The sequence below is a fragment of the Litchfieldia stipae genome (assembly GCF_014837155.1).
Lineage (GTDB): Bacteria > Bacillota > Bacilli > Bacillales > Bacillaceae_L > Litchfieldia.
On sequence record NZ_JACYHA010000005.1, the window covers coordinates 73,333 to 88,383 of the forward strand.

Annotated in this window: 13 protein-coding genes and 1 riboswitch; of the genes, 1 reads left to right on the forward strand and 12 read right to left on the reverse strand. The window is 36.9% G+C overall.

The window, feature by feature from the left end; genetic code table 11:
- Positions 1 to 129 precede the first annotated feature (129 nt).
- The 9 genes from F7888_RS07865 to F7888_RS07905 form a co-directional block, all read right to left on the reverse strand.
- The gene (locus F7888_RS07865; protein ID WP_191778628.1) at positions 130 to 1,200 is read right to left on the reverse strand and encodes a GerMN domain-containing protein; all 1,071 of its coding nucleotides are present in this window, start codon (positions 1,198 to 1,200) and stop codon (positions 130 to 132) included.
- A gap of 281 nt (positions 1,201 to 1,481) precedes the next feature.
- Entirely contained in the window at positions 1,482 to 2,276 is a 795-nt protein-coding gene (gene racE, locus F7888_RS07870) for a glutamate racemase (RefSeq protein WP_191778629.1), read from the reverse strand.
- 9 nt (positions 2,277 to 2,285) lie between these two features.
- Positions 2,286 to 2,744, reverse strand: a complete 459-nt coding sequence (locus F7888_RS07875) for a MarR family winged helix-turn-helix transcriptional regulator (RefSeq protein ID WP_191778630.1) — start codon at positions 2,742 to 2,744, stop codon at positions 2,286 to 2,288.
- Positions 2,745 to 2,968: 224 nt separating this feature from the next.
- On the reverse strand, positions 2,969 to 3,193 hold the full coding sequence (gene gerE, locus F7888_RS07880) for a spore germination transcription factor GerE (protein WP_078545247.1): 225 nt from the start codon (positions 3,191 to 3,193) through the stop codon (positions 2,969 to 2,971).
- A 300-nt stretch (positions 3,194 to 3,493) separates the two neighbouring features.
- Entirely contained in the window at positions 3,494 to 5,137 is a 1,644-nt protein-coding gene (locus F7888_RS07885; protein WP_191778631.1) for a glycerol-3-phosphate dehydrogenase/oxidase, read from the reverse strand.
- Between the two features lie 80 nt (positions 5,138 to 5,217).
- On the reverse strand, positions 5,218 to 6,708 hold the full coding sequence (glpK, locus tag F7888_RS07890; protein ID WP_191778632.1) for a glycerol kinase GlpK: 1,491 nt from the start codon (positions 6,706 to 6,708) through the stop codon (positions 5,218 to 5,220).
- Positions 6,709 to 6,853: 145 nt separating this feature from the next.
- Positions 6,854 to 7,615, reverse strand: coding sequence for a succinate dehydrogenase iron-sulfur subunit (gene sdhB, locus F7888_RS07895; RefSeq protein WP_191778633.1), 762 nt, complete (start codon positions 7,613 to 7,615; stop codon positions 6,854 to 6,856).
- Between the two features lie 3 nt (positions 7,616 to 7,618).
- Positions 7,619 to 9,379 carry a succinate dehydrogenase flavoprotein subunit gene (gene sdhA / locus F7888_RS07900; protein ID WP_191778634.1) on the reverse strand — a complete coding sequence of 587 codons (1,761 nt, stop codon included), beginning with the start codon at positions 9,377 to 9,379 and terminating at the stop codon, positions 7,619 to 7,621.
- 97 nt (positions 9,380 to 9,476) lie between these two features.
- Positions 9,477 to 10,088, reverse strand: a complete 612-nt coding sequence (locus F7888_RS07905) for a succinate dehydrogenase cytochrome b558 subunit (RefSeq protein ID WP_191778635.1) — start codon at positions 10,086 to 10,088, stop codon at positions 9,477 to 9,479.
- Positions 10,089 to 10,466: 378 nt separating this feature from the next.
- Here F7888_RS07905 and F7888_RS07910 point away from each other — a divergent pair, with 378 nt between their 5' ends.
- Positions 10,467 to 10,910: a YslB family protein gene (locus F7888_RS07910; RefSeq protein WP_191778636.1), complete on the forward strand. Its 444-nt coding sequence runs from the start codon at positions 10,467 to 10,469 to the stop codon at positions 10,908 to 10,910.
- A 264-nt stretch (positions 10,911 to 11,174) separates the two neighbouring features.
- Here F7888_RS07910 and F7888_RS07915 read toward each other — a convergent pair whose 3' ends face one another.
- The 3 genes from F7888_RS07915 to trxA form a co-directional block, all read right to left on the reverse strand.
- Positions 11,175 to 12,413 carry an aspartate kinase gene (locus F7888_RS07915; RefSeq protein WP_191778637.1) on the reverse strand — a complete coding sequence of 413 codons (1,239 nt, stop codon included), beginning with the start codon at positions 12,411 to 12,413 and terminating at the stop codon, positions 11,175 to 11,177.
- 129 nt (positions 12,414 to 12,542) lie between these two features.
- Positions 12,543 to 12,720: riboswitch (Lysine riboswitch) on the reverse strand.
- A 71-nt stretch (positions 12,721 to 12,791) separates the two neighbouring features.
- A complete protein-coding gene (gene uvrC, locus F7888_RS07925) occupies positions 12,792 to 14,564 on the reverse strand; it encodes an excinuclease ABC subunit UvrC (RefSeq protein WP_191778639.1) in 1,773 nt (590 codons plus the stop codon).
- Between the two features lie 136 nt (positions 14,565 to 14,700).
- Positions 14,701 to 15,015: a thioredoxin gene (gene trxA, locus F7888_RS07930; RefSeq protein WP_191778640.1), complete on the reverse strand. Its 315-nt coding sequence runs from the start codon at positions 15,013 to 15,015 to the stop codon at positions 14,701 to 14,703.
- Positions 15,016 to 15,051: the final 36 nt, after the last annotated feature.

A 15,051-nucleotide genomic window follows, 5' to 3' on the forward strand; every position in this document is an offset into this window, starting at 1 on the left:
ATGATGGCTGTTTTCGTCTATATTGTTGCTTTTAATACCGCAGCCTAAATTAATAACATAAAGAAGAGGTGGGCTTTTAGTAGCCTACCTCTTACTGTCTAGTAATAGTATATCAAAAATGTTCTTTTATTAAAAACTACCTGTATTGACTTTTTCTGGACGAGTTACTGGCTCAGAAACAGATGTTCCAGCCTCATTTACAATGCCTTTCTCACCTTCAACCGTAATGGCTACACTCTCCACACCTTCTTGCTCTGTTAAAGATAAGACGATTGTATTTAGAACATGAGTAGAGATCATTTTATCGTTAAAGCTTCCAAAGATGGCTTCATTGAAGTCCAAAGTAACCTTTCCATCTGCATATGTTGAGCCTAATAATTCAACATCACCATGAATGTCATTATATAGATTAGCCGCTAGTCCTGGCCCTTTTATTAATTCATTAATCACATTTACAACATTGTCTTGTTCTGAAGTTTTAATTCTCTTTGTAACAGGTACATAATATTCGTTTCCATCATTTTCAGCTATAAAGTAAACAGTTATTGGTTTTGTGCTTGTGATATCAGTAACATCAGAGTTATCGATGTTAATTCCATCTGCTCGGCTCAATTTATCTGTAATTGGAGTTCCGTTAACAGGCATTTCCTCCAGTTTATTACCATTCACACTTATTTCTACATCTTGAATGCTCTCGAATTGTGTAAGTGTATAAGTAATAGCTTGTAAGATTTTCTGTTCATCTTCTGCTTGGTAGTTAGTGAATTCTTTTGAGAAATCTACAACTACGGTATGACCATCCATATTAACTGATACTTCTGTGTCTTGAGGAATAACAGCTCTAAATCCAGATGGAAGCATTTCACTTACTGGTCCACCTTCAATGAGATATTCAACAGCTTGTTTAGCAACACTTTCAGTTTTTGGTAGGTTAACAGTTTGCGAAACGACGAAACCATTAGCATCAATTAAATATAATTCACGGGGAATCGTTTCTGTCGCAACTTCTTCATTTGTTTCAGAAGCACCTTCTTCTGTTCCCTCTTGCTCAACAGTTTCTAGATCATTTGTATATGATTCGTTTTGCGGGGGATCAATTTCCTCCATCGTTTTTTCTCCGCCAAACAAACCGCATCCAGATAGTAAGACAGAAGATGCTATCACTGTTGTCGCTAGTGTATATTTTGTTTTATTACGCATACATATTCCCTCCTAAGCAAGTTTGTACTAATATGTATACGAGCTATTTTGGGTTTTAGACCAACTTTCATATTTATTTTGGACAAAACCTTTTTTATTTTAGTTGTTGTATAGATTATTGTTTAATGTAGTCCTCACCCTGAATACACTCTGAGTCCTGTGGGTCTCACTTTGGCTACTGTTCCCACGGAAGCCTTGAGTGTATTCAGTCTGCTCAGTCATTAAGCAAAAAAAATCTACTGTAATCCCTTCTATTGAAAGAAGCTACAGTAGATTTTCATTTATAACTTTATTGATTTGATATTCTCGATTGGCTGGTCGAACCATTGGTTTGCGATTTTTTGGAAGATTTCTATTTCTCCCGTTGTAAGAAATAGATGCTCTTTCTTACCATGTGTTTCATTTAAGAGGCCGCTATAGGAGAGGATTGTGCTAACTTCTCTTGCGGTTTCATCTCCAGAACTTATTAATTTGATTTTTTCCCCTAAATAATTCTGTATAGGTTCACGTAGTAAGGGATAGTGCGTACAGCCTAATATGAGAGTATCTAGTTTTCCACCTTTGAACTCTTCCAGTGATTCTGCGACAATTGTTGTTGCTTCCTCATTGTCATAATCGCCACTTTCTACAAGTGGTACGAATCTGGGACACGCTAAGCTTTCTACCTTAATGTTTTGATTGATTGCTTTTAAAGCTGTTTCATACGCTCCACTATTAATCGTACCGATTGTACCAATCACACCGATATGTCTATTTTTCGTCACTTTAAGAGCTGTTCTAGCTCCAGGATTGATGACACCAACAACTGGTATATTTAGTTCATTTTGAATTTCTTCCATAACAAACGCCGTCGCTGTATTACATGCAATGACTAGCATTTTTATATCAAAAGACAATAAATAGTTCGTCAATTCCCAAGTGAATTGACGAACCTCTGATTTTGATCTAGGACCATATGGACATCTTGCCGTGTCACCTAAGTATATGATTTCTTCATTTGGTAATTGTCTCATAATTTCTTTAGCTACTGTTAAGCCTCCGACACCAGAGTCAATTACACCAATTGGTGTATCCAAGGAATCGCCTCATTCTTCTCTCATTTCTTGATGTAATTTCGTAAGGTACTTTTCGAACATCTGAATATCTTCTCTGCTGAAATCAGTTAATACATCCGAAAGGTAATTTTGTCGTTTTTTTATTACTTCTTCGATAATACGCTCTCCTTCTTCAAGCAGATGAATTCTAACAACACGACGATCATTAGGATCCTTTACTCTCATTACAAGCGTATTTTTCTCCATTCGATCAACTAGATCTGTTGTCGTACTGCATGCTAAGAACATTTTATTTGATAACTCTCCAATTGTCATGTCTCCATCTTCTAACAACCATTGAAGTGCAATGAATTGAGGAGGTGTTATTGTATAGTTACTAAGTATTTCTCGACCCTTTTGTTTAATAATGGCAGAAATATAACGTAATGATTTCTCAATATCAGCAACGACCTTTTGATCATTTATTATTGTTTCTTCTTGTATAGACATAACAACCACTCCTAGCGTCTTTATTCTTTATTATATTGACGCGAAAATCGATATATTTACTTATATTTTCTACTTTTTTCAACAAAATTGCAAGTTTTGTTTTCTCTCTCTAATAGTTTCTCCACATCACTTACCTATTTCAAAAAATTGTTCCTAGCATGAACATCATAAATCTCTATAAATAAGTACCGACTAGCCTATAAAGGATAGCCGGCATTTACTACCTAAAGTTCAAGTTCTCCCATACGAAGGAGCTCTACAACTGCCTGAGAACGCCCCTTAACTCCCAGCTTTTGCATTGCATTCGATATGTGATTTCGAACTGTTTTTTCGCTTATGAATAAATCACTTGCGATTTCTTTTGTTGTTTTGTCTTGAACAAGTAATTCAAATACTTCTCTTTCTCTTTTTGTTAGTAATGGTTTTGGTTGAAACTCTTTCTCCTTCAAGTATTGTAACCCTCCTTGCTAAGGTCCGAGCTGAACTACTGGATGGGTATATATTTAGTCAACATATAGTATGTAGCATGAGCTACTACTGTGACTGAAAACAAACGCTTTCTGCTATTTTTGTGATAATTACCTCCTAGTAAAATCAACACTCTCGGTCACTAAAAATGATACTTACGCGTATTGATATCATATTGATGTGCCAATAAAAAGGTGACTACTCAAATAATAATGTTTAACCCAAATATCCGACAAACTTTTTGAAGACTAAAAAAGAGACTGTATAATGTATGACAGTCTCTAACAATTGGTTATGATCTTATTGTCGTTATCGTTAAATACTACTGCTTTTAGCGCTTTCTCCAATTCATCTTTATAACGATATTTTAGATGGGTTGGCCAACGATAATATGCTGCCATGTAATCAATTACAGGCTTCTTCCATTTTTGAACCCAAGCATAATCAAAATAAAGAGATCCGGTTCGTCTGATAAAAAAATCAGCTGGATTTATTGTCATCTCATACTCAATTGCATACTTAATCATCGCTAGTATATGTGGTGGAAGCAAGACATTTGAGCTATAAGCTTCATTCATGATTCTAATAATCTCTTTGATATTCGAACCATACAAACGCACAAGCTGGTTTGCTACTCTCTGATCCACTTCATATTCTAACAGGTTCTTTACTTGTTCCGTTCTAAAGGAAGCATATCCTAAAGAACCACCTACATCCCCTCCAGAAATCGGCAAGTTCTTTGTTTGAGATTTTACTGAAACAAGTTGGTCGACTATAACTTCAGCCATTTTCCGGTAGCCTGTAAGCTTTCCACCAGCTATTGTTAATAATCCTGAGTCAGACTCCCATATTTCATCTTTTCTTGATATTTCAGAAGGGTCCTTACCCTCTTCATGTATGAGAGGACGTAGCCCAGCCCAGCTTGATTCAATATCATTTACACCAAGCGCAATATGTGGAAACATATCCTTTATAGTTTGAAGTAAGTAATTGCAGTCCTCTAATGTGACCCGTGGCGAAGCAATCTCATCTTCATAAAATGTATCTGTTGTACCTATATAGATTTTCTCATCTCTAGGGATGGCAAATACCATTCGTCCGTCATTTGTATCATAATAGATTGCTTGTTTTAAAGGGAATTTCTTTTGATTAACTACAATGTGAACACCTTTTGTTAACCTCAATGTCTTCCCTTTAATGGATTGATCCATTTGTCTAATCGTATCTCCCCAGGGTCCAGTTGCATTAATCACTTTTTTTCCATAAATTCTGTATTTTTTATTTGTTAAGACATCGATTAAATTGACCCCGATAATTTTTTCATGTTTATAAATAAAGGATTCCACCTTAGTATAATTCAGTGCAGTGGCTCCTTTTTCAACAGCCTTTTTTATTACCTCAATCGTTAGCCTCGCGTCATCTGTACGATATTCAACATAATATCCACTACCAATTAACCCTTCCTTTTTGATTAAAGGGACTAATTGTAGCGTTTCTTTGACCCCTAACATTCTACGTCGTTCAGTCTTTTTCACGCCTGCTAACCAATCATAGAGTCTTAATCCAAAAGAGGTTGTAAACTTGCCAAATGTACCACTCTGATAAATGGGTAACAGCATCCATTCAGGTGAAGTAACATGTGGACCATTTTCATATACGATTGCTCTTTCTTTTCCAACCTCAGAAACTAACCTTAATTCAAATTGCTTTAGATACCTTAGGCCACCATGAATTAATTTAGTTGACCTACTGGAGGTTCCAGCAGCAAAATCCTGCATTTCAAAAAGAATCGTTTTGAGTCCTCTTGTTCTTGCATCTAGAGCGACCCCAGCACCTGTAATGCCTCCCCCGATAATAATTACATCGTAATCTACATGTTGACTGGAATCTAACATCTCTTCTCTCTTTGTGCCCGAGAAGTTCATAGTAAGCCTCCTTATCTATTAAAAGAGACCACATAAGACAATCCATAAGAATCAGTCATGTGGTCTTGTAAATTACCGTTTTATTTAAATGCGATTGCGGCATTAACTGCTTTTTTCCACCCTTGATAAAGCTCTGTCCTCTTCTCATCATCCATCAAAGGTTCAAATTTTTGATTTATGTTACGCTGTGAAGCAATTTCAGCAGTATTTTTCCAATACCCTACAGCAAGACCAGCAAGATAAGCAGCACCTAACGCAGTGGTTTCTTCAACTTCAGGTCGCTCAACAGACACATTAAGTAAATCACTTTGAAATTGCATCAAAAAATTATTCTTTACTGCTCCGCCATCTACACGCAATGCCTTTAGCTTTATTTCAGAGTCTGCTTCCATCGCCATTAAAACATCCTTTGTTTGATAGGCAAGGGCTTCAAGAGTTGCACGGATAAAATGTTCTTTCTGTGTCCCTCGAGTTAAACCAAATACAGCCCCTCTTACATCGCTATCCCAATAAGGCGTTCCTAAGCCAACAAAAGCAGGTACAACATAAACACCATCACTTGAATCCACACGTGCTGCATAGGTTTCACTATCACTAGCATTGCGAAATAGTCTTAATCCATCTCTCAACCATTGTACAGCTGACCCTGCAACAAATATACTCCCTTCAAGTGCGTATTGTACTTTTCCATTTAATCCCCAAGCAATTGTTGTTAATAATCCATGATTTGATGTGACTGCTTTGTCACCTGTATTCATTAACATGAAGCAACCTGTACCATATGTGTTTTTAGCCATCCCTGGCTCAAGACACGCTTGCCCAAACATAGCTGCTTGCTGATCTCCTGCAATGCCAGCAATCGGTATTGTTTGACCGAAGAAATGATGTTCTGCCGTGTAGGCATAGATTTCAGAGGATGAATGGACCTCTGGTAACATCGTTTTTGGTACCGTCAAAATCTCTAATAGCTCATCATCCCATGATAAATCATGAATGTTAAATAACATTGTTCTTGAAGCATTTGAATAGTCAGTGACATGTGCTGTTCCACCTGAAAGTTTCCAGATTAACCATGTATCAATCGTTCCAAACATTAATTCCCCTTTGTTTGCTTTTTCTCTTGCACCTTCAACATGGTCTAATATCCATTTTATTTTTGTTCCTGAAAAGTATGCATCGATTAGCAGCCCTGTCTTTTCGCGAATCACGTCATTCAAACCCTGTTGCTTCAAATCATCACAAATATCACTCGTTTGACGTGATTGCCATACAATGGCATTATAGATCGGTTGGCCTGTTTCTCGATCCCATACCACCGTAGTTTCTCTTTGATTGGTAATCCCAATAGCTGCAATCTGTTTTGGTTTCACATTCGCTTCATTAAGGACAGCTGCTATAACAGCCAAAATAGAGCCCCAAATCTCATTTGCGTTATGCTCCACCCACCCTGGCTTCGGAAAAATTTGGCTAAATTCCTTTTGGGCAGAATGAACAATTTTGCCGTCTTTATCAAATAAGATCGCCCTCGAACTTGTTGTCCCTTGGTCTAAAGATAGAATATAGTTCTTCACTTTATTCCCTCCCTTTTTATGATAGCGCTTAAATTTCATTCTTTGAAATGAATACTAAGAATCCATATTTATAGAATAATATAAAAAAATGCTCGGTTCAATCATTGTTGATCCCGAGCATTTTCGTAAACTATTCAAATAAAGATTACACTTGGTCACTACCAAAGAAGTTTCTAAATGATTGAATCGTTGTGTCACGATTTAGTGCAGCGATAGAAGTCGTTAATGGAATGCCCTTCGGACATGATTGAACACAGTTTTGTGAGTTACCACAGTTTGTTAATCCACCTTCATCCATAATCGCCTCTAGACGCTCTGCTTTATTCATTGCACCTGTTGGATGTGCATTAAATAAGCGAACTTGTGATAATGGCGCTGGACCAATGAAATCAGATTTACTATTTACATTAGGACATGCTTCAAGACAAACACCGCAAGTCATACATTTAGATAATTCATATGCCCATTGACGTTTTGTTTCAGGCATACGAGGTCCTGGACCTAAATCATAAGTTCCATCAATTGGAATCCAAGCCTTCACTTTCTTCAATGAATCAAACATTCTTCTTCGATCCACTTGAAGATCACGAACAACTGGGAATGTTCTCATTGGTTCAAGCGTAATTGGCTGTTCAAGCTTATCAATTAGAGCTGTACAAGATTGGCGTGGCTTCCCATTTATAATCATTGAGCAGGCACCGCAAACCTCTTCTAAGCAGTTACTATCCCAAGCGACAGGTGCTACCTTATTACCATGTTTATCAACAGGATTTCTTCGGAACTCCATCAGTGCAGAAATAACATTCATATTCGGACGGTATGGAACCTCAAATTCTAGTATATAAGGGGCTGACTCTGGACTGTCTTGACGAGTAATTTTAAATTGAACTACTTTTTTCTCAGCCATTGTTTAATTTTCCCCTTTCTTCTTAGAGTAGTCACGTTTACGTGGCTTGATAAGTGATGTGTCAACCTCTTCGTAATGGAATGCCGGTGCAGTCGTTTCACCAGTGAACTTAGCCATAGTTGTTTTTAAGAAGTCTTCATCATTACGTTCTGGGAAATCTGGTTTATAATGAGCACCACGACTCTCATCACGATTTAACGCACCAATTGTTACAACTCTTGATAAATGAAGCATGTTCTTCAATTGTCTTGTAAATACAGCGCCTTGGTTACTCCACTTCGCTGTATCATTAATATTAATTTTGTTAAAGCGTTCAATCAATTCTTCAATCTTTTGATCTGTTTGCTTTAATTTGTCATTGTAACGAACAACTGTTACGTTATCAGTCATCCATTCTCCAAGCTCTTTATGCAGAACATAGGCATTCTCTGTTCCATCTAAAGACAACATTGTATTCCACTTATCCTCTTCTTGCTTCACATGACGATCAAATACAGATGAAGAAATAGAATCTGTACCCTTAGCAAGGCCATTAATGTATTTAACCGCATTCGGACCAGCTACCATTCCACCATAGATAGCCGATAGTAGTGAATTCGCACCAAGTCTGTTTGCACCATGCTGTGAGTAATCACACTCACCTGCTGCAAATAGGCCAGGTATATTCGTCATTTGATCATAATCAACCCATAATCCACCCATTGAATAGTGAACTGCTGGGAATATTTTCATTGGAACTTTACGTGGATCATCACCCATGAATTTCTCATAGATTTCGATAATTCCACCAAGTTTAATATCTAATTCCTTTGGATCTTTGTGAGAAAGGTCTAAATAAACCATGTTTTCACCATTAATACCTAACTTTTGCTCAACACAGACATCAAAGATTTCACGAGTAGCAATGTCACGAGGAACAAGGTTTCCATATGCAGGATACTTTTCCTCTAAGAAATACCATGGTTTACCATCTTTATAAGTCCAAACACGTCCACCTTCACCACGAGCAGATTCACTCATCAAGCGGAGCTTGTCATCTCCTGGAATCGCTGTTGGATGAATTTGAATGAATTCACCATTTGCATAATAGGCACCTTGTTGATAAACAATAGATGCTGCTGAACCTGTGTTAATAACAGAGTTTGTTGATTTACCAAAGATAATTCCAGGTCCTCCTGTAGCCATAATAACAGCATCAGCAGGGAAGGTCTTAATTTCCATTGAAGAAAGATCTTGTCCTGTAATCCCGCGACACACACCTTCATCATCAACTACTGCACCAAGGAATTCCCAACCTTCATACTTAGTTACAAGGCCTGCTACTTCAAAGCGACGAACCTGTTCGTCTAAAGCATATAATAATTGTTGACCTGTTGTTGCACCAGCAAATGCTGTTCTGTGATGTTGAGTTCCACCAAAACGGCGGAAATCAAGCAATCCCTCTGGTGTACGATTAAACATAACACCCATACGATCTAATAAATGAATAATTCCAGGTGCTGCATCACACATTGCTTTTACTGGTGGCTGGTTAGCAAGGAAATCTCCACCATATACAGTATCGTCAAAGTGCTCCCACGGAGAGTCACCTTCACCCTTTGTGTTAACTGCACCATTAATCCCACCTTGAGCACATACGGAGTGAGATCTTTTTACTGGAACAAGTGAAAATAAATCAACTTGTACACCAGCTTCTGCTGCTTTTATTGTTGCCATTAAGCCGGCAAGTCCACCGCCGACAACGATTATTCTTCCTTTACTCATACTAGTCACTCCCCTATAAAGTGAAACTCTCACCTAGTGGTCTCCCACCATAGCAAATTACTAAATTATCAAATTAAACATATAAGTTTACTAGAATTTAAACAACAAATGCAAAAATTGCACGTACCCCTACGATAGTTAAAGCAACAAAGATTCCTAGTGTTACATATGTTGAAATCTGTTGTGATCTCGGTGAAACTGTGATACCCCAGCTAACTGCAAATGACCATAATCCATTAGCAAAGTGGAAAATAGTTGAAATAACACCCACTAAATAGAATACTAACATAACAGGTGAAGCTAAAATATTAGCCATCATGTCATAGTTAACCTCTGCACCACGTGCTGCCGCTATTCTTGTTTCCCACACATGCCACACAACGAAGATCAGTGTAATTACACCAGTAATACGCTGAAGGATGAACATCCAGTTACGGAAATAACTATATTTGCTTACATTGTTTTTCGCTGTAAAAGCAATATAAAGTCCATAAATTGCGTGAAATAAAATTGGTATAAAAATAATAAATGTTTCAAGTAAATACCTAAATGGAAGACTTTCCATAAAATGAGCAGCAGCATTAAACGCTTCTGGACTCTTAGTTGCAAAATGGTTAACAACTAAGTGCTGAATTAGGAAAATCCCTACTGGAATTACACCTAATAACGAATGAAGTCTGCGATAAAAAAACTCTCGATTACCTGCCATTGTTTACCCCCCTTAATAATAACCAGTGCAAAATTCTTCCCATTACTCTATTTATATCCTTAGTCTGATAAAATGAAAACCCTTGCAAATCATTATGGTCGTCTAAATGTTACTAAAACTCAATTTATGTATTAGACATTATAAATATATTCACAATTTTTTCTTTTATCAGTATAACTTAACAAGTTCATTTTACCCTCATAAGTTTTGAGCGTCAAGAAAACGTGTACACAAATTGTTCATTAATGTTCAAATTTTTAAACAACTCAACTAAATATATGAAGACTACCTGGGATTTTTCTTGAAAAATATAGTAAGAAATTCATGTGTTACGTGGTCATTGTTGTTATATAATATAAATGGAAAGAGGGGATTGCCATGAAACAAGGTTTATTTGAAGAATCGAGATCTGAATTAGAAAGCCAAACTGTATCTGCTTTTGGCTATGAACTTATACGAGAAGATGTACTCTCAGATTTATTAGGTAAAAATGCACCACAACTACTGTACTGGGCAGGTAAAAACCTGGCAAGAAAGTATCCTTTACAATCAATAGAAGAGATCATTTCCTTCTTTGAAACAGCAGGTTGGGGAACACTGACTGTTGATCGAATGAAAAAAAATGAAATGGAATGTCATTTAACGGGTGAACTTATTGCTGCACGCATAAAGAAAAATGCTGAACATTCATTTCAACTTGAAGCAGGATTTCTAGCCCAACAGATTCAACAACAAACGAATCAATTAACAGAAAGCTATGAACAGCTCAAAAAAAGAGCATTAAAAGTTATATTCACAGTTAAATCAGAAAAACTGACTTAAAATAAAAGGATGGCTCAGCTATAGTTTAACCCGCTTCTCCAAACGATATGAGAGGCAGATTACTCTATATGCGAGACATCCGTTTTGCTTTTTGGCTGTTTTCGTATATATTGTTGCTTTTGATACCGCAGCCTAAAATACACTCCGCGTCCTGTGGGAGCCAACTAGTCCCACGGGAGTCCCCCGTGTATTCAGTCTGCTAGAAATCTATTCTCAACTAATTCACCTCAAAAAACAACAATCTTTGAGAAAACAGCCTATTTTTTATACTGTTAGTTGATTGCTTTCAACGACTGACAATTGAAAGGCATCATGTAATACTTCCACTGCTTTAACCATCAGTTCTTGCTCTACAACTGTTGAAACTTTGATTTCAGAAGTACTTACCATCTTCACATGAATTTCATGATCAGCAAGCACCTTGAACATCTCAGCTGCAACACCTGGATTTGAAATCATACCAGATCCAACGATTGAAACCTTTGCAAGGCCATCTTCTGTTTCAATTTTCGCAAATCCTAATGTCTCTTGATTTTCTTCTAATACACGTACAGTATCACTTAAGTCTGCTGTCTTCACTGAAAATGAAATATTTGTTGTATCTTGATCTGTTGTGCTTTGAATAATAATATCAACATTAAGTCCATTATTAGCTAATGTTGTAAAAATAGTTGACAGTGTGTGAAGAGCGTTTGGTAGTCCACATACTGTTACTCTTGTCACTTGATCCTCAAATGCAATACCTCTTACTACTAAATTCTTCTCCATTGATACTTCCTCCTCAATTATTGTTCCATGTTCATTCTCCATACTTGAGCGAACTTCAAGTGGCATTGAATAGTTCTTTGCAAATTCTACAGCTCTTGGATGAAGGACACCCGCACCCAGATTTGCTAATTCAAGCATTTCATCATATGAAACAGAGTGTAATTTTCTCGCTGTCTTTAAATAACGAGGATCAGTTGTAAATACCCCAGTGACATCCGTATAAATATCACATTTATCTGCATTCAAAGCAGCTGCAATGGCTACTGCTGTTGTATCTGATCCACCTCGACCAAGTGTTGTAATCTCCCCATCAACAGTTGCCCCCTGAAAGCCTGCTACAACGACAATGTTACCTTGCTCAAGACTTTTTTTAAGCTTAGATGTTTCAATATTTGTAATTCTGGCATTGCTATGTACAGCCTCTGTTTGTATTCCAGCCTGCCAGCCAGTATATGAAAGAACATCATAACCCTTTTCTTTAATCGCCATTGCTAATAAAGAAATCGTTACTTGCTCACCAGTAGTTAATAGCATATCCATTTCACGCTTGCTCGGGTTACTACTAATTTCTCCAGCTAGTCGGACTAATTCATCCGTTGTTTTTCCCATCGCTGAAACAACAACAACGACTTGATTTCCAGCCTCTCGTTCTTGAATCACTCGGTTTGCGACATGTAGAATACGCTCAACTGAACCAACCGATGTTCCACCAAACTTTTGTACAATAATCCCCACTTTAATCCACCCTTTTCATTCTATTTGATGTATTCCTTTGATGACTACTCACTGTAAAATGGCATTAAAAAAAGCAATGAGAATTATCTCATTGCTGTGATTAACGAAAACATACATATCCGATTCACACCGTGAGATAGCTCTCCAAGATCTAACATCTTGACAATTCTGCATTTCTTAAACACAGAACCAGCAAAGAAAGTAGTGAGTCTTTCTTTACTTCGGCAATCTCCCCTTTCAGCAACTATCATTGGAGCTCATTCTCCTCTAATTACTTACTCTTGAAGCTTGCACCTCTATCTTCACTTCAAATAATGAAGTGTATTAAGTTGTCTCAAATTATACAGGACAAAATCTGAATGTGCAAGAACATAATCCTTACTGTCTTAATTTTTCATAGATCAATTCTGCGGTTTTACGTGGAATCTTTGCTTCCTGAATTTCCTCAATACTTGCTTCTCTTAACTTTTTAACTGAGCCAAAATGCTTCAACAATGATTTCTTCCGCTTATCTCCTACCCCAGGAATGTCATCAAGCACTGACTGAATGACTGATTTACTTCGAAGTTGGCGATGGAATGTTATCGCAAAGCGGTGAACCTCATCTTGAATCCGTTGTAAAAGATAGAATTCCTGACTATTTCGAGACAAGCTTGCTATTGTTAGCGGATCACCAATTAATAATTCTGAAGTTCGATGCTTTTCATCCTTTACCAATCCAGCTACTGGGATTTCTAAGCCTAGTTCATCCTCAAGTACTTCCTTAACGGCAGCCAAGTGACCTTTCCCTCCATCAATAATAATTAAATCTGGCAGTGGAAGTTGTTCTTTTAGCGCTCTACTATAACGTCTCCTTACAACTTCACGCATGGAGTCATAATCGTCTGGTCCTACAACTGTCTTAATTTTATATTTACGATAATCATTTTTACTTGGTTTTCCATCTACGAATACAACCATTGCAGAGACAGGATCTGTCCCTTGAATATTGGAGTTATCAAACGCTTCAATTCGATGTGGAGTTGGAATTCCTAGCTGTATTCCTAGATTTTCGGTAGCTTTAATCGTTCTCTCTTCATCGCGTTCGATTAAAGAAAATTTCTCTTTTAATGAAATCTTCGCATTCTTTGTGGCTAGTTCGATTAATTCCTTCTTTTTCCCTCTGCTAGGCTGAGAGACATTAACCTTCAACAGCTGCTCTGCTAATTCCTTCTCAATTGAAGATGGCAGTAGCACCTCTTTTGGTTTAAAATGATTTGTTTTCGTATAAAACTGACCTAAAAATGTTAAAAAATCCTCTTCAGGTTCATTGTAAATCGGAAAAAGTGAGACATCTCGTTCAATCAATTTCCCTTGACGAATGAAAAAGACCTGTACACACATCCATCCTTTATCAAAGGAGTATCCAAACACATCACGGTCAATAAAATCATTCATTGTCATCTTCTGTTTTTCCATCGTTGTTTCAATATGAGCAATCTGATCTCGATATTCTTTTGCACGCTCAAAGTCTAATTCTTCTGAAGCCTTCATCATCTTCTCAGTAAGCTCAACTTTGATTTCTTTGTATCCACCATTTAAAAACTTAATAATATTATCTACAATTTCTTTATTTGTTTCATCTTCAACTGGCTGAATACATGGGGCCAAGCATTGACCTATATGATAATACAAGCATACCTTATCAGGTAATGTTGAACATTTTCTCAGTGGATAAATTCGATCTAATAATCGTTTTGTTTCATTTGCAGCTTGTACGTTCGGATACGGTCCAAAGTATTTTCCTTTATCCTTCTTCACATTACGAGTAATGATTAAACGCGGTTGTTTTTCAGCAGTTACCTTTATAAATGGATAGCTTTTATCATCTTTTAGCATCACATTATATTTTGGGTCATGCTTTTTGATCAGATTAATCTCTAGTATAAGAGCTTCAATATCTGATGATGTGACAATATATTCAAAGTCAACAATCTCATTGACTAATCTTAAGGTTTTACCATCATGTGATCCAGTAAAATAGGACCTCACACGATTTTTCAATATTTTTGCTTTCCCAACATAAATTATCGTCCCTTGACGATCCTTCATTAAATAACAGCCTGGCTGTGCTGGTAAAATGGCTAGCTTTTCTTTGAGGTGATCATGCATAGTAACAACTCCTTACATCATCAAATGACTATCCTTGATTGTATCATGTTTCTAGAGAAACTGCGCTGTTAAAAGTTGCAAAAAAACAGCACAAAAAAAACAGCCTAGTTCGTCTAGACTGTTTCTGGAGTATTCCTTAAATATGTTTAGTTAATACTTCAGCAAGAGCGTCTTTTGGTTGGAAACCAACAACTTTATCAACAACTTCACCGTTTTTGAAAACAAGGAGAGTTGGGATACTCATAACACCGTATTTGCCAGCTGTTTCTTGGTTTTCATCAACATCTAGCTTAACGATTTTTACTTTGTCACCCATTTCTGAATCTAATTCTTCAAGAACTGGAGCAATCATCTTACAAGGTCCACACCATGGTGCCCAAAAGTCTGCTAGTACTACCCCTTCACTTGTTTCTGTATTAAAAGTTTGATCTGTTACATTTGAAATAGCCATTTTATTTATTCCTCCTATTAACTACTTTGAAATTAT

Coding starts and splice junctions, on each gene's coding strand:
- F7888_RS07865 (WP_191778628.1), bottom strand. CDS start 1,200: ATGCGTAATAAAACAAAATATACACTAGCGACAACAGTGATAGCATCT.
- F7888_RS07875 (WP_191778630.1), bottom strand. CDS start 2,744: ATGTCTATACAAGAAGAAACAATAATAAATGATCAAAAGGTCGTTGCT.
- F7888_RS07885 (WP_191778631.1), bottom strand. CDS start 5,137: ATGAACTTCTCGGGCACAAAGAGAGAAGAGATGTTAGATTCCAGTCAA.
- sdhB (WP_191778633.1), bottom strand. CDS start 7,615: ATGGCTGAGAAAAAAGTAGTTCAATTTAAAATTACTCGTCAAGACAGT.
- sdhA (WP_191778634.1), bottom strand. CDS start 9,379: ATGAGTAAAGGAAGAATAATCGTTGTCGGCGGTGGACTTGCCGGCTTA.
- F7888_RS07905 (WP_191778635.1), bottom strand. CDS start 10,088: ATGGCAGGTAATCGAGAGTTTTTTTATCGCAGACTTCATTCGTTATTA.
- F7888_RS07910 (WP_191778636.1), top strand. CDS start 10,467: ATGAAACAAGGTTTATTTGAAGAATCGAGATCTGAATTAGAAAGCCAA.
- uvrC (WP_191778639.1), bottom strand. CDS start 14,564: ATGCATGATCACCTCAAAGAAAAGCTAGCCATTTTACCAGCACAGCCA.
- trxA (WP_191778640.1), bottom strand. CDS start 15,015: ATGGCTATTTCAAATGTAACAGATCAAACTTTTAATACAGAAACAAGT.